This window comes from Kluyvera sp. 142486 (assembly GCF_046569695.1).
In the GTDB taxonomy this organism is placed as follows: Bacteria; Pseudomonadota; Gammaproteobacteria; order Enterobacterales; family Enterobacteriaceae; genus Kluyvera.
Genome location: NZ_JBKHUI010000015.1, coordinates 33574 through 52105, shown reverse-complemented (window position 1 = coordinate 52105; position 18532 = coordinate 33574). Strand labels below are relative to the sequence as shown.

20 protein-coding genes and 1 riboswitch are annotated in these 18532 nt (G+C 58.2%); of the genes, 16 read left to right on the top strand and 4 right to left on the bottom strand.

Translation table 11 applies throughout. The annotated features are described in order from the left end of the window. Nucleotides 1-5: 5 nt before the first annotated feature. The 4 genes from cbiB to pduF form a co-directional block, all read right to left on the bottom strand. Nucleotides 6-965 carry an adenosylcobinamide-phosphate synthase CbiB gene (gene cbiB, locus ACLGE8_RS16565; RefSeq protein WP_410999975.1) on the bottom strand — a complete coding sequence of 320 codons (960 nt, stop codon included), beginning with the start codon at nucleotides 963-965 and terminating at the stop codon, nucleotides 6-8. Beyond that, a complete protein-coding gene (locus ACLGE8_RS16560; protein WP_410999974.1) occupies nucleotides 962-2341 on the bottom strand; it encodes a cobyrinate a,c-diamide synthase in 1380 nt (459 codons plus the stop codon). Before ACLGE8_RS16560 ends, cbiB begins: the two co-directional genes overlap by 4 nt. Before the next feature lie 95 nt (nucleotides 2342-2436). Next, nucleotides 2437-2605: riboswitch (cobalamin riboswitch) on the bottom strand. 259 nt (nucleotides 2606-2864) lie between these two features. Then, on the bottom strand, nucleotides 2865-3776 hold the full coding sequence (pocR, locus tag ACLGE8_RS16555; protein ID WP_410999973.1) for a transcriptional regulator PocR: 912 nt from the start codon (nucleotides 3774-3776) through the stop codon (nucleotides 2865-2867). 189 nt (nucleotides 3777-3965) lie between these two features. Next, complete coding sequence (gene pduF / locus ACLGE8_RS16550) at nucleotides 3966-4766, bottom strand: propanediol diffusion facilitator PduF (RefSeq protein WP_410999972.1); 801 nt, start codon at nucleotides 4764-4766, stop codon at nucleotides 3966-3968. Between the two features lie 524 nt (nucleotides 4767-5290). On the opposite strand from pduF, the gene pduA reads away from it, so the two are divergent. Genes pduA through pduS form a run of 16 tightly spaced genes read left to right on the top strand, consistent with a single transcriptional unit; the run spans nucleotide 5291 to nucleotide 18532 of the window. Beyond that, nucleotides 5291-5575, top strand: coding sequence for a propanediol utilization microcompartment protein PduA (pduA, locus tag ACLGE8_RS16545; protein WP_410999971.1), 285 nt, complete (start codon nucleotides 5291-5293; stop codon nucleotides 5573-5575). Then, nucleotides 5572-6384, top strand: a complete 813-nt coding sequence (gene pduB / locus ACLGE8_RS16540; RefSeq protein WP_410999970.1) for a propanediol utilization microcompartment protein PduB — start codon at nucleotides 5572-5574, stop codon at nucleotides 6382-6384. Before pduA ends, pduB begins: the two co-directional genes overlap by 4 nt. A gap of 18 nt (nucleotides 6385-6402) precedes the next feature. Continuing rightward, complete coding sequence (gene pduC / locus ACLGE8_RS16535; RefSeq protein WP_410999969.1) at nucleotides 6403-8067, top strand: propanediol dehydratase large subunit PduC; 1665 nt, start codon at nucleotides 6403-6405, stop codon at nucleotides 8065-8067. Nucleotides 8068-8077: 10 nt separating this feature from the next. Beyond that, nucleotides 8078-8752, top strand: a complete 675-nt coding sequence (gene pduD / locus ACLGE8_RS16530; protein WP_410999967.1) for a propanediol dehydratase medium subunit PduD — start codon at nucleotides 8078-8080, stop codon at nucleotides 8750-8752. A gap of 14 nt (nucleotides 8753-8766) precedes the next feature. Beyond that, on the top strand, nucleotides 8767-9288 hold the full coding sequence (gene pduE, locus ACLGE8_RS16525; protein ID WP_410999966.1) for a propanediol dehydratase small subunit PduE: 522 nt from the start codon (nucleotides 8767-8769) through the stop codon (nucleotides 9286-9288). Between the two features lie 9 nt (nucleotides 9289-9297). Continuing rightward, nucleotides 9298-11130, top strand: coding sequence for a propanediol dehydratase reactivase alpha subunit PduG (gene pduG / locus ACLGE8_RS16520; protein ID WP_410999965.1), 1833 nt, complete (start codon nucleotides 9298-9300; stop codon nucleotides 11128-11130). Continuing rightward, entirely contained in the window at nucleotides 11120-11470 is a 351-nt protein-coding gene (pduH, locus tag ACLGE8_RS16515) for a propanediol dehydratase reactivase beta subunit PduH (RefSeq protein WP_410999964.1), read from the top strand. Before pduG ends, pduH begins: the two co-directional genes overlap by 11 nt. Nucleotides 11471-11488: 18 nt before the next feature. Then, entirely contained in the window at nucleotides 11489-11764 is a 276-nt protein-coding gene (pduJ, locus tag ACLGE8_RS16510; RefSeq protein ID WP_001057755.1) for a propanediol utilization microcompartment protein PduJ, read from the top strand. Nucleotides 11765-11767: 3 nt separating this feature from the next. Beyond that, complete coding sequence (locus ACLGE8_RS16505; protein ID WP_410999963.1) at nucleotides 11768-12253, top strand: BMC domain-containing protein; 486 nt, start codon at nucleotides 11768-11770, stop codon at nucleotides 12251-12253. Then, nucleotides 12246-12878 (top strand): phosphate propanoyltransferase, encoded by a 633-nt coding sequence (locus ACLGE8_RS16500; RefSeq protein WP_410999962.1) that lies wholly within the window; start codon nucleotides 12246-12248, stop codon nucleotides 12876-12878. Before ACLGE8_RS16505 ends, ACLGE8_RS16500 begins: the two co-directional genes overlap by 8 nt. After that, complete coding sequence (pduM, locus tag ACLGE8_RS16495) at nucleotides 12875-13366, top strand: microcompartment protein PduM (protein WP_410999961.1); 492 nt, start codon at nucleotides 12875-12877, stop codon at nucleotides 13364-13366. The genes ACLGE8_RS16500 and pduM overlap by 4 nt, the downstream gene beginning before the upstream one ends. Before the next feature lie 3 nt (nucleotides 13367-13369). Further along, nucleotides 13370-13645, top strand: a complete 276-nt coding sequence (pduN, locus tag ACLGE8_RS16490; RefSeq protein WP_000549825.1) for a propanediol utilization microcompartment protein PduN — start codon at nucleotides 13370-13372, stop codon at nucleotides 13643-13645. A gap of 9 nt (nucleotides 13646-13654) precedes the next feature. Beyond that, a complete protein-coding gene (pduO, locus tag ACLGE8_RS16485; protein WP_410999960.1) occupies nucleotides 13655-14665 on the top strand; it encodes a two-domain cob(I)yrinic acid a,c-diamide adenosyltransferase PduO in 1011 nt (336 codons plus the stop codon). Next, on the top strand, nucleotides 14662-16056 hold the full coding sequence (gene pduP, locus ACLGE8_RS16480) for a CoA-acylating propionaldehyde dehydrogenase PduP (protein ID WP_410999959.1): 1395 nt from the start codon (nucleotides 14662-14664) through the stop codon (nucleotides 16054-16056). The genes pduO and pduP overlap by 4 nt, the downstream gene beginning before the upstream one ends. A gap of 11 nt (nucleotides 16057-16067) precedes the next feature. Further along, nucleotides 16068-17180, top strand: a complete 1113-nt coding sequence (gene pduQ, locus ACLGE8_RS16475; protein WP_410999958.1) for a 1-propanol dehydrogenase PduQ — start codon at nucleotides 16068-16070, stop codon at nucleotides 17178-17180. Next, on the top strand, nucleotides 17177-18532 hold the full coding sequence (gene pduS, locus ACLGE8_RS16470; RefSeq protein WP_410999957.1) for a cobalamin reductase PduS: 1356 nt from the start codon (nucleotides 17177-17179) through the stop codon (nucleotides 18530-18532). Before pduQ ends, pduS begins: the two co-directional genes overlap by 4 nt.

Here is an 18532-nt window from a genome sequence, read left to right as displayed (position 1 = left end):
TGTCCTCAGGCTACGCCGACCAGCCAGTACCGTGCTGCCATAAACAGCACCAGCGCCAGGGTCGAAGATACCCACATCAGTCGAATCGTTCGGGAAATATCGTCTACGGAAATATCGCGCGCCGCATCGCCGATCCACGGCTTCTCCACGCGCTGGCCAAAATAATCGTTTGGGCCGCCAAGCCGGATACCGAGCGCTCCGGCGACGGTAGCCTCCGACCAGCCACAGTTAGGGCTGCTGTGGTTGTAACGGTCGCGCCAGCCAATGCGCAGCGCGCGGCCGCCCGCTTCGCGGCAGAAGAAAGCGGCGAGGCTGATAAGCAGCCAACTCAGGCGGGCGGGGATAAAGTTGGCTACATCATCAAGGCGGGCGCTGACCATGCCGATGGCGCGGTATTTTTCATGCTTGTAGCCGACCATCGAATCCAGGGTATTAACCGCTTTGTAGGCCATCGCCAGCGGCGCGCCGCCCAGCAGCAGGAAGAAGAGCGGCGCGATAATGCCGTCGACGGTGTTTTCCGCCACCGTCTCGACCACCGCGCGGTTAATCTGCTGCGGCTCGAGCTGCGACGTGTCGCGCCCGACAATCCACGACAGCTTGATACGGCTTTCCGCCAAATCGCCCGCGCGCAGTGGACGCTCAACGTCCCGCGCCGACTGCGCCAGGCAGCGCCCTGCCAGCACGGTGAAAATCATCCACACCTCAACCGCCCAACCAAGCCACGGATGAATGCTCTGCGCTAACATCAGCACGCCCCAGGAGACGCCCCACGTCAACCCAACCACGACGATCCACATCACCCCGCCGCCGACGCGTAAAGCGACATCACCGTGGCAAAATCGGCGCACGCCGCGCTGCACGGCGGCGATCAGATTGCCAATCCAGCGCACCGGATGTGGCCAGCTCTGCGGGTCGCCGATAATAAAATCGAGGAGCCAGGCAACGCCCCAGGCCAGCAGCGTCATAGGGCGCTCCTTGCCGCCGCCAGCCAGTGGCTGAGCATTGTCGGACGCTGGGCAAAATGCAGGTGCAGGTAGCTGGCGAAGGTGTTGCCCACCTGCCAGCCGCCGCTCCACTGCTGGAGCGTAATGCCGTCGCGCACCTTGCGGCAGGCCAGCACCGCCGGGGTCTCCGGGGTGAAATCAGAGTAGTGGAACTCATGGCCGCGCAGGGTTTCGCCGGGAGCCGCCAGCAGCGTTTGCCGCATAGCCTGCGCCTCGCAGTAACCAAAGCGGGTCAGCCGTTTGCCCATTTTGCTGTGGCCGGGAATGAGATTAACCATGGCGTGAATATCGCCATTGGCATCTTCCAGGGTGCTACCGAGATACATCAGACCGCCGCATTCGGCGTAAATCGCCACGCCGCGCCGGTGCGCTTCCTGCAGCTGCGCCAGCATCGGCGTATTGGCCGCCAGCGCAGCGGCGTGAATTTCAGGATAGCCGCCGCCGAGCCAGACCATCTGACATGGTGGCAGCACGCTATCGTGCAGCGGGCTGAAGCGCACAATATTCACCCCACAGCGTTCAAGCAGGGTGAGGTTATCCGGGTAGTAAAAATTGAAGGCTTCGTCGTCGGCTAGCGCCAGCGTCAGACCGGCCCCTTCGTCAGGCGACGGCAGCGAGGGCCACTCCCCGTAGGGTAAGGCGGTGAGCTGGCTGAGCGCGAGAAGCTGTTCAATATCCAGGGTTTGCGCCAGCGTGTTGGCAAAATCGCGCCACGGCTGCTGGTTCACCAGCGACTCGCGGGCGGTCACCAGCCCCAGATGCCGTTCGGGCAGGGCAACGCCTTCCACTCGCGGCACGTAGCCGAGAACCGGCAGCCCGCAGTAGCGTTCAATGGCGCTTTTGAGTAGTTGATAATGGGATTCACTGTTGACGCGATTGACGATAACGCCGGCGATGTTGAGGCTGGGGTCGAAATGCTGGAATCCCATCACCGTGGCGGCGATGGAGGTGGAAACCGCTTTGCCATCCACCAGCAGGATAACCGGGCAGCCAAGCTGTTTGGCCATCGCGGCGGTGCTGCAATAATTCGGGTCGGTACCGAAGCCGTCATAAAGCCCCATCACGCCTTCAATCACCGCGATATCCGCCCGCTGCATCTGTTCACAAAACAGCGCGTTGAGCACCGGTTCGGGGAGCATAAAGCCGTCGAGGTTGCGGGAAACGACGCCGCTGATGGCGGTATGCCAGCCGGTATCGAGGTAATCCGGGCCGACTTTGCAGGGCTGAACCCGCATGCCGCGCTGCTTTAACAGGCTGAGCAGACCAAGCGTAACGGTAGTTTTGCCACAACCGCTGCCGGTACCTGCGAGAATAAATGCGTGCTGCCTGGCTGCCATACCCCGATCCTGTGATCCTGTGCCGGGTTGTAGGGCTGCGAGCATACCCAGTCTTTCGACTGTACGCTTCTAAGCAACCCACTTCCCACCGAAGTTGTTGGTAATAACCGACAGGCAGGTCTTCTGGCTTAGCGTCGTCCTCTCCCATCCTTCCCAATCCGCTATTCGGATCAGTGGTCAAATATGGGGTCGTCAGCATCACAGCAGCGGGGGCTGCGGGGGATTCACACCCCCTTCCCTGGCACCTGGCGGTTTTCTTGAGCGGGATGAATCCTCGCTCGCATTATTTCCGGAACATCAAACGGGAACTGGATGGCTCCCGTTGTCTCTGACTTCTAATTTCAGAGCAATTTCAGATGTCACTCTATCCCATCAAATAAATAAAAACTGGTGCAGCTTATCGCTCTCTCATTATTATTTTGTTGCGCTATGACAATTTATTGCTCTGAATGATATTTTTTCATTTTATAATGAGCCAGATACGGGGGGATATCAAAAATCGGCAATAACAAAATATTGTTATTTAAAATGACTCAGTTTGTGATCCGGCATTAATTTGCTGGCGATAAGCTTGCGGAGTGACCTGATAGGTCTGACGAAAAACTTTGCAAAAATAGCTGGTTTGCGAGAAGCCTAAATTCCGCGCAATGCTGGCGATACTCCAGTCGCTGTGACAAAGCAACTCTTTGGCGCTCACCATCCGCTGATGGTTTACCCAGGCGTTAAAGCCGATTCCCTGATATTTTTTGAACAACTTGCTGAAATAGTAGGGGCTGAGATAAATGTGGGCGGCGACATCTTCCAGGCGAAGCTCGTCGGATAAATGGGCATCGATATAGCGCAGGGCTTTCTTCATTTTACCGTCGTGAGGGCTGGCAACCCGGCTGGCGCGCGCAGGCTCTGGCTGCTGCGGGTTGTCTTTAATTACCACAAAGTTAAGCTGTTTCTTAAGGCAGTTTTCAACGATAAGCCTCAGTAAATCAGCAGAAGCAATCACTCTGGAGTAATCCATTTCCGGCACGTCGCGGAACGCCTTTACCAGTTCAGGATCGGCCTGCCAGCGGTCGTCGACGTTGAGAATGTCGACCAGTCCAACATCGTTGCTTAAGCGCACCTGCCCGCACAGCACGAAACCCACGAGGTGCCCGGCAATGACCAGAGGGATGGAGAAATCGGTTAACCCGGCATGACAGCGGTAGATACAGAGCTGATCGGTTTTTGAGGCTTCCAGACCGCCGCAGCGGTCGCTCATCCGGCAGCGGGTGCTGTGCTGGGGATGCTGACGCATCAACTGACAGAAAGACGTGAAATTAAACAGTTCAGATATTTCATCACCATGAATATTGACAACCACAACCGCCAGACTGGTGGCCTGCGCAAAATCCTGTGCGATTTTATTGATGAGTTCTGAGTTCAGTGTACTCGCAGAAATCATGATAAAACCTCTCAGTTAATTTTTTGTTATAAACAAAAACATTTTTTTAATATTCACTTCCTTTCATCATCATTTACCAAACACGATAAAAGAATAATACGATAGCAAAAGTCTCCCATCCGTGGGAGACGTTTTTGGCCAGTTCGTGATACCGGTTCATGAAAATTTTCAGCTATTTCAGCAAATACATTAATCCTCTAATTTGCAGGTATTGCACGGTAAGTTATTACCAATCAGATAACGATAGATAGCCGCCCCCAGGCAGGCCCCGATTAACGGTGCGACAATCGGCACGATAAAATACGGAATATCCCTACCACCGGTCATCGCGATATCCCCCCAGCCCGCCATCCATGTAAACAGCTTCGGCCCAAAATCACGCGCCGGATTCATCGCAAAGCCGGTCAGCGGCCCGGTTGATGCGCCAATAACCGCCACCAGAAGGCCAATCAGCAGCGGCGCCAGCGGCCCTTTTGGCACGCCGTTACCGTCGTCGGTCAGCGCCATAATCATGCCCATCAGCATGGAGGTAATCACCACTTCCACCAGCGCCGCATGCCAAATGCTCAGCGATGCCGCCGGATAGGTGCTGAAAATACTCGCCAGCTGCAGGCTCTCTACGCTGCCGCGCACGATATGGTGCGTAGCTTCAAACTCGGTAAACATCGTGCTGTAAAGCACGTAGGCCAGCACCGCGCCGCCAAAGGCGCCTGCGACCTGTGAGACAATATAAGGGAACACTTTTCGACCGGGAAAACAGGCAAATAGCCATAACGCGACGGTCACCGCCGGGTTGAGATGCCCGCCAGATATCCCCGAAGTCAGATACACGGCAAGCGAGATCCCCAGCCCCCAGATAATGCAAATTTCCCACAGCCCAAGGCTTGCTCCCGCGACTTTTAACGCGCTCAGGCAACCAATACCGAAAAACAAAAACAGCCCGGTGCCCAGAAACTCGGCGGTACATTGCGCTTTTAACGAATCGTTCATTGTGACACCTTCTTAGCAGAGTTCGTGTCCTGACCAGCCAACATCCTGCTGGCAGTGGAGTACAACGGTCATCACTATATGAACTCCCTTGGGCAAATTGTTGGCAACCTGCTGACCACGCTCCCGGAAAATTCGGGCATCGATAACAAATTATTGCCATTAATTAAGCAATGATGGCACGACTCACGCGCAGATTTTGCAATTATCTCGCTTCGCTGACATGGCAAAATATTGCTAAAACCAACTCACCGTTTTCCAATAAACATCACAAACCAATCAATTTCGCATAGCAGATAAAATTAATATCGTCATGAGCAAATTTGTAAATATGTAATGTTAAAAACAAAATATTCATATCACACAAAATAAAAATAACCATAAAAATCAAATCATTAAATTTAAAGATGACAACTTTGTACTATTAATAAACCACTATTTTTTCACCATCAAAACCAAGTCAGCCATTCTTTTTCCTCGCATCTTCTTATAGTCCCAACTATCGGAACACTCCATGCGAGGTCTTTATGCAACAAGAAGCACTAGGAATGGTAGAAACCAAAGGCTTAACCGCAGCCATAGAGGCCGCTGATGCAATGGTTAAATCGGCCAATGTGATGTTAGTGGGCTATGAAAAGATTGGCTCCGGGCTGGTCACCGTCATCGTGCGCGGCGATGTTGGCGCGGTAAAAGCGGCTACCGATGCAGGCGCCGCGGCCGCACGCAACGTGGGTGAAGTGAAAGCCGTACACGTCATTCCACGCCCTCACTCCGATGTAGAAAAAATCTTACCGAAGGGAATTAGCCAATGAGCAGCAATGAGCTGGTTGAACAGATCATGGCGCAGGTGATTGCCCGTGTGGCAGCGCCAGAACAGCAGGCCATCCCTACTGAAAACCACCCAATACGAGAGACGGCTATGGCAGAAAAAAGCTGCAGTTTAACGGAATTTGTCGGGACCGCCATTGGCGACACCCTTGGCCTGGTTATCGCCAACGTCGATACCGCCCTGCTGGATGCAATGAAGCTTGAGAAACGCTATCGCTCCATCGGCATTCTCGGCGCCCGCACCGGCGCAGGCCCGCACATTATGGCAGCAGACGAAGCGGTGAAAGCCACCAACACCGAAGTGGTCAGCATTGAGCTGCCGCGCGATACCAAAGGCGGCGCGGGCCACGGCTCGCTGATTATTTTAGGCGGCAATGACGTTTCGGACGTCAAGCGCGGTATCGAAGTCGCGCTGAAAGAGCTGGACCGTACCTTCGGCGATGTTTACGCCAACGAGGCCGGGCATATCGAACTGCAGTACACCGCTCGCGCCAGCTACGCGCTGGAAAAAGCGTTCGGCGCACCGATTGGCCGCGCCTGCGGCGTTATCGTCGGCGCACCGGCTTCCGTCGGCGTACTGATGGCAGATACCGCGCTGAAATCAGCCAACGTTGACGTCGTGGCATACAGCTCCCCGGCGCACGGCACCAGCTTCAGTAACGAAGCCATTCTGGTGATTTCCGGCGACTCTGGCGCCGTCCGTCAGGCAGTGACTTCGGCTCGCGAAATCGGCAAAACCGTCCTTGCGACCCTCGGCGCTGAACCGAAAAACGATCGCCCGTCCTACATCTGATACCCACGAGGCTGATTCATGAGATCGAAAAGATTTGAAGCACTGGCGAAACGCCCTGTGAATCAGGACGGCTTCGTTAAGGAGTGGATCGAAGAAGGCTTTATCGCGATGGAAAGCCCGAACGATCCGAAACCGTCGATTAAAATCGTTAACGGCGCGGTGACCGAGCTGGACGGGAAACCGGTTAGCGAATTCGACCTGATCGACCACTTTATCGCTCGCTACGGCATCAACCTGAACCGCGCGGAAGAAGTGATGGCGATGGATTCGGTTAAGCTTGCCAACATGCTGTGCGATCCGAACGTCAAGCGCAGCGACATTGTCCCGCTGACCACCGCGATGACGCCGGCGAAAATTGTCGAAGTGGTTTCGCATATGAACGTCGTCGAAATGATGATGTCGATGCAGAAAATGCGCGCACGCCGCACCCCGTCTCAGCAGGCGCACGTCACCAACGTTAAAGATAACCCGGTGCAAATTGCCGCCGACGCCGCCGAAGGTGCATGGCGCGGCTTTGACGAACAGGAAACCACCGTTGCGGTAGCGCGCTATGCGCCGTTCAACGCCATCGCGCTGCTGGTCGGCTCTCAGGTAGGTCGTCCGGGCGTACTGACGCAGTGCTCGCTGGAAGAAGCCACCGAGCTGAAGCTCGGCATGCTGGGCCACACCTGCTACGCCGAAACCATTTCCGTTTATGGTACCGAACCGGTCTTCACCGACGGCGACGATACCCCATGGTCGAAGGGCTTCCTGGCCTCGTCCTACGCCTCTCGTGGCCTGAAAATGCGCTTCACCTCCGGCTCCGGCTCCGAAGTGCAGATGGGCTACGCCGAAGGCAAATCCATGCTGTATCTGGAAGCGCGCTGCATCTACATCACCAAAGCGGCTGGCGTGCAGGGTCTGCAAAACGGCTCCGTAAGCTGCATTGGCGTACCGTCCGCCGTGCCGTCAGGTATTCGCGCGGTGCTGGCGGAAAACCTGATCTGCTCGTCGCTGGATCTGGAATGCGCCTCCAGTAACGACCAGACCTTCACCCACTCCGATATGCGTCGTACCGCGCGCCTGCTGATGCAGTTCCTGCCGGGTACCGACTTTATCTCCTCCGGTTATTCCGCGGTGCCGAACTACGACAACATGTTCGCTGGCTCCAACGAAGATGCGGAAGACTTTGACGACTACAACGTTATCCAGCGCGACCTGAAGGTGGACGGCGGTCTGCGCCCGGTTCGCGAAGAGGACGTTATCGCCATCCGTAACAAAGCCGCCCGCGCGCTGCAGGCCGTATTTGCCGGGATGGGGCTGCCGCCGATTACCGATGAAGAAGTTGAAGCCGCGACCTACGCCCACGGTTCGAAAGATATGCCGGAGCGCAACATCGTCGAAGACATCAAGTTCGCCCAGGAAATCATCAATAAAAACCGCAACGGTCTGGAAGTGGTGAAAGCGCTGGCGCAGGGCGGGTTTACCGACGTGGCCCAGGACATGCTCAACATCCAGAAAGCCAAGCTGACCGGCGACTATCTGCACACCTCCGCCATCATCGTCGGCGACGGACAAGTGCTCTCTGCGGTTAATGACGTCAATGACTATGCCGGTCCGGCAACGGGTTATCGCCTGCAGGGAGAACGCTGGGAAGAGATTAAAAACATCCCAGGCGCTCTTGATCCCAACGAGATTGATTAAGGGGTGAGAAATGGAAATTAATGAAAAATTGCTGCGCCAGATAATTGAAGACGTGCTCCGCGATATGAAGGGCAGCGATAAACCCGTCTCGTTTAATGCGCCAGCGGTATCCACAGCACCACAGACCGCTGCGCCCGCTGGCGACGGCTTCCTGACGGAAGTCGGCGAAGCGCGCCAGGGCACTCAGCAGGACGAAGTGATTATCGCCGTCGGCCCGGCATTTGGCCTGGCACAGACCGTCAATATCGTTGGCTTACCGCATAAGAGCATTCTGCGCGAAGTTATTGCTGGTATTGAAGAAGAAGGCGTTAAGGCGCGCGTGATTCGCTGCTTTAAATCCTCCGACGTGGCGTTCGTCGCCGTTGAAGGCAACCGCCTGAGCGGCTCCGGCATCTCCATCGGCATCCAGTCGAAAGGCACGACGGTTATCCACCAGCAGGGGCTACCGCCGCTCTCTAACCTCGAGCTGTTCCCGCAGGCGCCGCTGCTGACGCTGGAAACCTACCGTCAGATTGGCAAAAACGCCGCCCGCTATGCGAAACGCGAATCGCCGCAGCCGGTCCCTACGCTCAATGACCAGATGGCGCGCCCGAAATACCAGGCAAAGTCGGCCATTTTGCACATTAAAGAGACCAAGTACGTTGTGACGGGCAAAAACCCGCAGGAACTGCGCGTGGCGCTTTGATAAAGGATAACTCCATGAATACCGACGCAATTGAATCGATGGTCCGCGACGTACTGAGCCGCATGAACAACCTGCAGGGCGAAGCGCCAGCGGCGGCTCCTGCGGCAGGCGGCACGTCCCGCAGCGCAAAGGTCAGCGACTACCCGCTGGCGAACAAGCACCCGGAATGGGTGAAAACCGCCACCAACAAAACGCTGGACGACTTTACGCTGGAAAACGTGCTGAGCAATAACGTCACCGCTCAGGATATGCGTATTACCCCGGAAACCCTGCGTTTACAGGCATCTATCGCCAAAGATGCGGGCCGCGACCGGCTGGCGATGAACTTCGAACGCGCCGCCGAACTGACCGCCGTCCCGGACGATCGCATTCTTGAAATCTACAACGCCCTTCGTCCGTATCGTTCAACGAAAGAAGAGCTGATCGCTATCGCCGACGATCTCGAAAACCGTTATCAGGCAAAGATTTGCGCAGCGTTCGTTCGTGAAGCGGCAGGGCTGTACGTTGAGCGTAAAAAACTCAAAGGCGACGATTAAGGATTTCGTATGCGATATATAGCTGGCATTGATATTGGCAACTCATCAACGGAAGTCGCGCTGGCGCGGCAAGATGAGGCCGGAGCGCTGACGATTACGCACAGCGCGCTGGCGGAAACCACCGGGATCAAAGGCACGTTGCGTAACGTGTTCGGTATTCAGGAAGCGCTCGCCCACGTCGCAAAGGGCGCGGGGATCAATGTCAGCGATATTTCGCTTATCCGCATTAACGAAGCCACGCCGGTGATTGGCGATGTGGCGATGGAAACCATTACTGAAACCATCATCACTGAATCGACCATGATCGGCCATAACCCAAAAACGCCGGGCGGAGTAGGCCTCGGCGTGGGTATCACGATTACGCCGGAGGAGCTGTTAACCCGCCCGGCGGACTCGTCCTATATTCTGGTGGTGTCATCGGCATTTGATTTTGCCGACATCGCCAACGTTATCAACGCCTCCATGCGTGCCGGGTATCAGATTACCGGCGTCATTTTGCAGCGCGACGATGGCGTGCTGGTCAGCAACCGGCTGGAGAAATCGCTGCCGATCGTTGACGAAGTGCTGTACATCGACCGCATTCCGCTGGGGATGCTGGCGGCGATTGAAGTCGCCGTGCCGGGAAAGGTTATCGAAACCCTCTCTAACCCTTACGGCATCGCCACCGTATTCAACCTCAACGCCGACGAGACGAAAAACATCGTCCCGATGGCGCGCGCGCTGATTGGTAACCGTTCCGCCGTGGTGGTTAAAACGCCATCCGGCGACGTCAAAGCCCGCGCGATACCCGCCGGTAACCTGGAGCTGTTGGCGCAGGGCCGAACCGTGCGCGTAGATATCGCCGCCGGAGCCGAAGCCATCATGAAAGCGGTGGACGGCTGCGGCAAGCTCGACAACGTCACCGGCGAGGCCGGGACCAATATCGGCGGCATGCTGGAGCACGTGCGACAGACCATGGCCGAACTGACCAACAAGCCGAGCAGCGAGATTTTCATTCAGGATCTGCTGGCCGTTGACACCTCGGTTCCGGTAAGCGTCACCGGCGGTCTGGCCGGCGAGTTCTCGCTGGAGCAGGCCGTCGGCATCGCCTCAATGGTGAAATCAGACCGCCTGCAGATGGCGATGATTGCCCGCGAAATCGAACAGAAACTCAATATCGACGTGCAGATCGGCGGCGCTGAGGCTGAAGCCGCCATTCTGGGCGCGCTGACCACGCCGGGCACCACCCGACCGCTGGCGATCCTTGACCTCGGCGCGGGCTCCACCGATGCCTCCATCATCAACCCAAAAGGCGAAATCATCGCCACCCACCTCGCCGGCGCAGGCGACATGGTGACGATGATTATTGCCCGCGAGCTGGGGCTGGAAGACCGCTATCTGGCGGAAGAGATCAAGAAATACCCGCTGGCTAAGGTCGAAAGCCTGTTCCATCTGCGCCACGAAGACGGCAGCGTCCAGTTCTTCCCGACGCCGCTGCCTCCCGCGGTGTTCGCCCGCGTTTGCGTGGTGAAACCGGACGAACTGGTGCCGCTTCCCGGCGACTTAGCGCTGGAAAAAGTCCGCGCCATTCGCCGCAGCGCCAAAGAGCGTGTGTTTGTCACCAACGCCCTGCGCGCGCTGCGTCAGGTCAGCCCAACCGGCAACATTCGCGATATTCCGTTCGTGGTGCTGGTCGGCGGCTCGTCGCTGGATTTCGAAGTGCCGCAGCTGGTCACCGATGCGCTGGCGCACTACCGCCTGGTTGCCGGGCGAGGAAACATTCGCGGCAGCGAAGGCCCAAGAAACGCAGTCGCCACCGGCCTGATCCTCTCCTGGCACAAGGAGTTTGCTTATGGAAAGTAATCACAGCGCCCCGGCTATCGTCATTACCGTTATCGACGACTGCGCCAGCCTCTGGCAGGAAGTGCTGCTGGGTATCGAAGAGGAAGGCATCCCTTTTCTGCTTCAGCATCGCCCGGTTGGCGATGTTGTAGACAGCGCCTGGCAGGCGGCGCGCTGCTCGCCGCTGCTGGTCGGCATTGCCTGCGACCGGCACACGCTGGTCGTGCATTACAAGAATTTACCCGCATCGGCGCCGCTTTTTACGCTGCTGCATCATCAGGACAGTCAAGCCCAACGCAACACCGGTAATAACGCGGCGCGGCTGGTCAAAGGGATCCCTTTTCGGGATCTCCACGCTTAATCACAGGAGAACGACAGTATGAATAACGCACTGGGACTGGTTGAAACAAAAGGGCTGGTCGGCGCCATTGAAGCCGCCGATGCAATGGTTAAATCCGCCAACGTTCAGCTGGTGGGCTACGAAAAAATTGGTTCTGGCCTGGTGACCGTCATGGTTCGCGGCGATGTCGGCGCGGTTAAAGCAGCCGTCGATGCAGGCAGCGCTGCGGCAAGCGTCGTGGGTGAAGTGAAATCCTGCCACGTTATCCCGCGTCCGCACAGCGATGTTGAGGCCATTTTACCAAAATCTGCCTAACCGATGGCGAACAAGGAGCACCGCGTGAAGCAATCACTGGGATTACTTGAAGTTTGTGGTCTGGCACTGGCAATTACCTGTGCCGATATCATGGCGAAATCCGCTTCTATCACGCTGCTCGCCCTCGAAAAGACCAATGGTTCAGGCTGGATGGTAATTAAAATTACCGGTGATGTGGCCTCCGTACAGGCGGCTATCACCACCGGCGCGCATTTTGCCGAACAGCGGAATGGCCTGGTGGCCCACAAGGTTATCGCCCGGCCCGGAGAAGGGATCCTGCTTGCCGAAACTCCCCCACCCGTCGTCATCGCACCTGAACCTGAAGAGTCAGAAATGGCTGATGTCGTTTCTGAAGCGCCAGCAGAAGAGGTCCCGCAGGAATCGGTACTGGTCAGTTGCAACCTGTGTCTGGATCCAAAATGTCCGCGCCAGAAGGGCGAACCTCGTACGCTTTGCATTCATCCCGGCGAGGTGAAGCGTAATGGATAAAGAACGCCTGCAATCAACGGTCAGTAAAGTTCTTGATGAGATGCGCCAGCGGCCTATTCCGCTGGGCGTCTCAAACCGTCATATCCACCTGTCCGCGCAGGATTATGAACGGCTGTTTCCCGACAATCCCATCAGCGAGAAAAAAGCGCTGCTGCAGCCGGGACAATACGCCGCGGAGCAAACCGTCACCCTGGTGGGGCCGAAAGGGCAGCTCAAAAATGTGCGCCTGCTCGGCCCGCTGCGCTCGGTAAGCCAGGTGGAAATCTCGCGTACCGATGCCAGAACGCTGGGGATTGCGGCACCGTTGAGAATGTCCGGCAGCCTGAAGGGGACGCCGGGCATCCGCCTGGTCAGCCCCTTTGGCGAACTGGAATTACCTTCCGGGGTTATCGTCGCGCAGCGGCATATTCATATGTCGCCGCTCGATGCGCTGATCCTGCGGGTTTCTCACGGCGATAAGGTCTCTGTTGCCATTGAAGGCGACGAGCGCGGGCTGATTTTCAACAACGTGGCGATTCGCGTTTCACCGGATATGCGCCTCGAAATGCATATTGATACCGATGAAGCCAACGCTGCCGGCGCCGATAGCCCGCAGGCCTGTGCCCGTCTGGTTGGTCCGCGATGAACGGTGAAATTCTGCAGCGCATTGTTGAGGAGATTGTCTCCCGGCTGCAGCGTCGCGCCCACAGCACGGCGACGCTGAGCGTTGCGCAGCTTCGCGATGCCGACGGTTCGGGTCTGTTCTGTCAGCACGCGTCGCTGCGCATCCTGCTCGTCGACCTGCCGCTGCTGATTCAGCTTACGGATGCGGAAACTGACGATGCCGCAGCCCGGAAAATTCACGACGCGCTGGCGTTTGGCATCCGCGTCCAGCTCAGCCTGCACGGCCAGCTGCTGCCGGTTATACCGGTAAAAAAACTGGCGCGTCTGCCGCTGATATTCACCGATGAGCACGGGCTGCCGCTGGTACTGCATGCCGGTTCGGTGCTGAGCTATCGCGATGTCGCGCCGCTGGGCCGGGGGCGCGTGGTTGTCCACCGCAAATGCATCGTCACCGCCCTGGCGCGTGACGCCGCCAATGCGCGGAATATTCAACTTATTAAGCAGGAGTAAATCATGCATCTGGCACGAGTCACGGGCGCGGTTGTCTCCACGCAAAAATCACCTTCTCTGATTGGGAAAAAGCTGCTGCTGGTGCGTCGGGTCAGCGCCGATGGCGAACTCCCTGCTTCGCCCACCTCCGGCGATGAAGTGGCCGTGGATTCCGTCGGCGCGGGCGTCGGCGAACTGGTTCTGCTCAGCGGCGGCTCCAGCGCCAGACACGTTTTTTCCGGGCCAAACGAGGCCATCGACCTCGCCGTTGTCGGCATTGTCGATACGCTTTCGCGTTAAGGGGCAAATATGGCGATTTATACCCGAACGGGTGACGCTGGCACCACATCGCTGTTTACCGGCCAGCGGGTGAGCAAAACGCACCCGCGGGTTGAAGCCTACGGCACGCTGGATGAGCTAAACGCCGTGCTGAGCCTGTGCGCCTGCGCCGCCGCGGATGAAAACCACCGCGCCTTACTTGAAGCCATCCAGCAGCAAATATTCTGGTTTAGCGCAGAACTGGCGAGCGACAGCGAACAGCCGTCGCCCAAACAGCGCTACATCAGCAGCGAAGAGATTTCCGCTCTGGAAGCCGCTATCGATCGGGCAATGGCCCGCGTCGAGCCGCTGCACAGCTTTATTTTACCCGGGCGCTGCGAAGCCGCGAGCCGCCTGCATTTTGCCCGCACGCTGGCGCGCCGCGCCGAACGCCGTCTGGTTGAGCTGGCGACCGAAGTCAACGTCCGCCAGGTATTGATGCGCTATATCAACCGCTTATCGGACTGTCTGTACGCCCTGGCCCGCGCGGAAGATAGCGATGCGCACCAGAGCGACATTATCCGCGAGATTAGCAGGCGCTATCTGGCCGCCAGTCAGCTAACCCGCGGTAAGGAGACAACGCCTGTGACCCTCTCATTCCATGAGCTGCACCAGCTCACCCGCGCCGCCGTTGAACGCGCACAGCAGCTTCAGGTTCCGGTCGTCGTCAGCATCGTTGACGCGCACGGCACGGAAACCGTGACCTGGCGGATGCCGGACGCTCTGCTGGTCAGCAGCGAACTGGCGCCGAAAAAGGCCTGGACCGCCGTCGCCATGAAAACGGCGACCCATGAGCTGAGCGCTGTCGTTCAGCCTGGCGCGGCGCTTTACGGTCTGGAAACACATTTACAGGGAAAAGTGGTCACCTTTGGCGGCGGTTACGCCCTGTGGCGCGACGGCTTATTAATTGGAGGTCTTGGCATCAGCGGCGGCAGCGTTGAACAGGACATGGATATCGCACAGACCGCCATCGCGGCCATTAACGTGGGAATGCATCAATGAATACTTCTGAACTCGAAACCCTGATCCGCACCATTCTTACTGAACAATTAACCACGCCAGCGCAAACGTCGGGGCAGCCTCAGGGCAAAGGGATTTTCCAGTCCGTGAGCGAAGCCATCGACGCCGCGCACCAGGCGTTCTTACGTTATCAGCAGTGCCCGCTAAAAACCCGCAGTGCCATCATCAGCGCGATGCGCCAGGAGCTGACGCCGCTGCTGGCGGCCCTGGCGGAAGAGAGCGCCAATGAAACGGGAATGGGCAACAAAGAAGATAAATTCCTCAAAAACAAGGCCGCGCTGGACAACACGCCGGGCGTGGAAGACCTGACCACCACCGCGCTGACCGGCGACGGCGGCATGGTGCTCTTTGAATACTCGCCGTTTGGCGTTATCGGGTCGGTCGCGCCAAGCACCAACCCGACGGAAACCATCATCAATAACAGCATCAGCATGCTGGCGGCGGGCAATAGCGTCTACTTTAGCCCGCATCCGGGCGCGAAAAAGGTCTCTCTGAAGCTGATTAGCCTGATTGAAGAGATCGCCTTCCGCTGCTGCGGCATCCGCAACCTGGTGGTGACCGTGGCTGAACCGACTTTCGAAGCAACCCAGCAGATGATGGCCCACCCGCGAATCGCGGTGCTGGCCATTACCGGCGGCCCAGGCATTGTGGCCATGGGCATGAAGAGCGGTAAGAAGGTGATTGGCGCAGGCGCGGGCAACCCGCCCTGCATCGTTGACGAAACGGCAGACCTGGTGAAAGCGGCGGAAGATATCATTAACGGCGCGTCATTCGATTACAACCTGCCCTGCATTGCCGAGAAGAGCCTGATCGTAGTGGAGAGCGTCGCCGAGCGTCTGGTGCAGCAAATGCAAACCTTTGGGGCGCTACTGCTAAGCCCTGCCGATACCGACAAACTCCGCGCCGCCTGCCTGCCCGAAGGCCAGGCGAATAAAAAGCTGGTCGGTAAGAGCCCATCGGCCATGCTGGAAGCCGCCGGGATTGCCGTTCCGGCGAAAGCGCCGCGTCTGCTGATTGCGCTGGTTAACGCCGACGATCCGTGGGTCACCAGCGAACAGCTGATGCCGATGCTGCCGGTGGTGAAAGTCAGCGATTTCGACAGCGCGCTGGCGCTGGCGCTGAAGGTTGAAGAGGGGCTGCATCACACCGCCATTATGCACTCGCAGAACGTGTCGCGCCTGAACCTCGCGGCCCGCACCCTGCAAACCTCGATATTCGTCAAAAATGGCCCCTCTTATGCCGGGATCGGCGTCGGCGGCGAAGGCTTTACCACCTTCACTATCGCTACGCCAACCGGTGAGGGGACCACGTCAGCACGTACTTTTGCCCGCTCCCGGCGCTGCGTGCTGACCAACGGCTTTTCTATCCGCTAACCGAGGTCGCGATGAATACTTTCTCACTACAAACGCGGTTGTACAGCGGTCAGGGCAGTCTGGCGGTGCTCAAGCGCTTTACCAATAAGCACATCTGGATAATCTGCGATGGCTTTCTGGCGCGCTCGCCGCTGCTGGATACTCTGCGTAACGCGTTGCCCGCAGATAACCGCATCAGCGTCTTTAGCGAGATAACGCCGGACCCCACCATCCACACCGTGGTGCAGGGCATTGCGCAAATGCAGGCTCTGCAGCCACAGGTGGTGATTGGTTTTGGCGGCGGCTCGGCAATGGATGCAGCGAAAGCGATCGTCTGGTTTAGCCAGCAAAGTGGCATCAATATCGAAACCTGCGTGGCAATCCCAACCACCAGCGGCACCGGGTCAGAAGTGACCAGCGCCTGCGTAATTAGCGACCCGGATAAAGGTATTAAGTATCCGCTGTTCAACAATGCGCTGTATCCGGATATGGCGATCCTTGACCCGGAACTGGTGGTCAGCGTACCGCCACAGATTACCGCCAACACCGGCATGGACGTGCTGACCCACGCGCTGGAAGCGTGGGTCTCACCGCGCGCCAGCGACTTTACCGACGCGCTGGCGGAAAAAGCCGCCAAGCTGGTGTTTCAGTATCTGCCCACGGCGGTGGAAAAAGGCGACTGCGTGGCGACGCGAGGAAAAATGCATAACGCCTCAACCCTCGCGGGCATGGCCTTCAGCCAGGCCGGGCTGGGGCTTAACCACGCTATCGCGCATCAGCTCGGCGGGCAGTTTCATCTGCCGCACGGGCTGGCCAACGCGCTGCTGTTAACCACGGTTATCCGCTTTAACGCCACGGTTCCCCGCGCCGCCAAACGCTATGCGCGGCTGGCTAAAGCCTGCGGTTTTTGCCCGGCAGAGGCCAATGACGTCTCGGCGATCAATGCCCTGATTCAGCAGATCGAACGCCTCAAGCAGCGCTGTGCGCTTCCTTCACTGGCGGCTGCGCTAAAAGAGGAGCGATCCCACTTTTCCTCGCGCATTCCGGCGATGGTACAGGCCGCGCTGGCGGACGTCACGCTGCGCACTAACCCGCGCCCGGCCAGCGCCGAGGAGATTCGTGAACTGCTGGAGGAACTGCGATGAGTGCCGCCGCCAACGCCACTGAAATGCCCTACAGCGCTGATGAAATCCGCGAGCGCGTTCGCGCAGCGGGCGTCGTCGGCGCGGGGGGCGCAGGGTTTCCTGCCCACGTCAAACTACAGGCGCAGGTAGAGATTTTTCTGGTGAACGCCGCCGAGTGCGAACCGATGCTCAAGGTTGATCAGCAGCTGATGTGGCAGCAGGCCGCACGTCTGGTGCGCGGCGTGCAGTACGCGATGACGGCAACCGGCGCGCGCGAAGGGGTGATTGCCCTGAAAGAAAAATACCGCCGGGCTATCGACGCGCTCACCCCGCTGCTGCCAGCCGGTATCCGCCTGCATATCCTGCCGGATGTTTATCCTGCCGGCGATGAAGTACTGACTATCTGGCTGGCAACCGGCCGCCGGGTCGCGCCCGCAGCGCTGCCTGCCAGCGTCGGCGTGGTTGTTAATAACGTACAAACGGTGCTGAATATTGCCCGGGCAGTCGAACAGCAGTTTCCAGTCACCCGCCGTACGCTGGCCGTTAACGGCGCGGTCGCTAAGTCGCTCACCATCACCGTTCCTATCGGCATATCGCTGCGCGAAGTGCTGGCGCTGGCGGGCGGCGCAACGGTCGACGACCCCGGTTTTATTAACGGCGGCCCGATGATGGGCGGCCTGATTACCTCTCTTGATAACCCGGTGACCAAAACCACCGGCGGCCTGCTGGTGCTACCGAAAAGCCACCCGCTTATCCAGCGCAGAATGCAGGATGAGCGCACGGTGCTTTCCGTGGCGCGCACCGTCTGCGAACAGTGCCGACTGTGTACCGATCTCTGCCCGCGGCACCTGATCGGCCACGAGCTCTCTCCACACCTGCTGGTGCGGGCGGTGAACTTTCATCAGGCCGCCACGCCGCAGCTGCTGCTTAGCGCCCTCACCTGCTCGGAATGCAACGTCTGCGAAAGCGTGGCTTGCCCGGTCGGGATCTCGCCGATGCGCATCAACCGCATGCTGAAACGCGCGCTGCGGGCGCAAAACCAGCGCTATGAAGGGCCGCTGTACCCTGCCGACGAAATGGCGAGATATCGCCTGGTGCCGGTAAAGCGGCTGATCGCCAAACTGGGGCTCAGCCCCTGGTATCAGGAAGCTCCGTTGGTTGAAGACGAACCGTCAGTAGAAGAAGTGACTTTGCAGCTGCGCCAGCATATCGGCGCGGGCGCGGTGCCAAACGTCGCCGTCGGCGAGCGCGTGACGCGCGGGCAATGCGTTGCCGATGTGCCATCGGGCGCACTCGGCGCCCCTATTCACGCCAGCATTGACGGCATTGTTGCAGCCATCAGCGAGCAGGCCATCACCGTTGTAAGAGGTTAA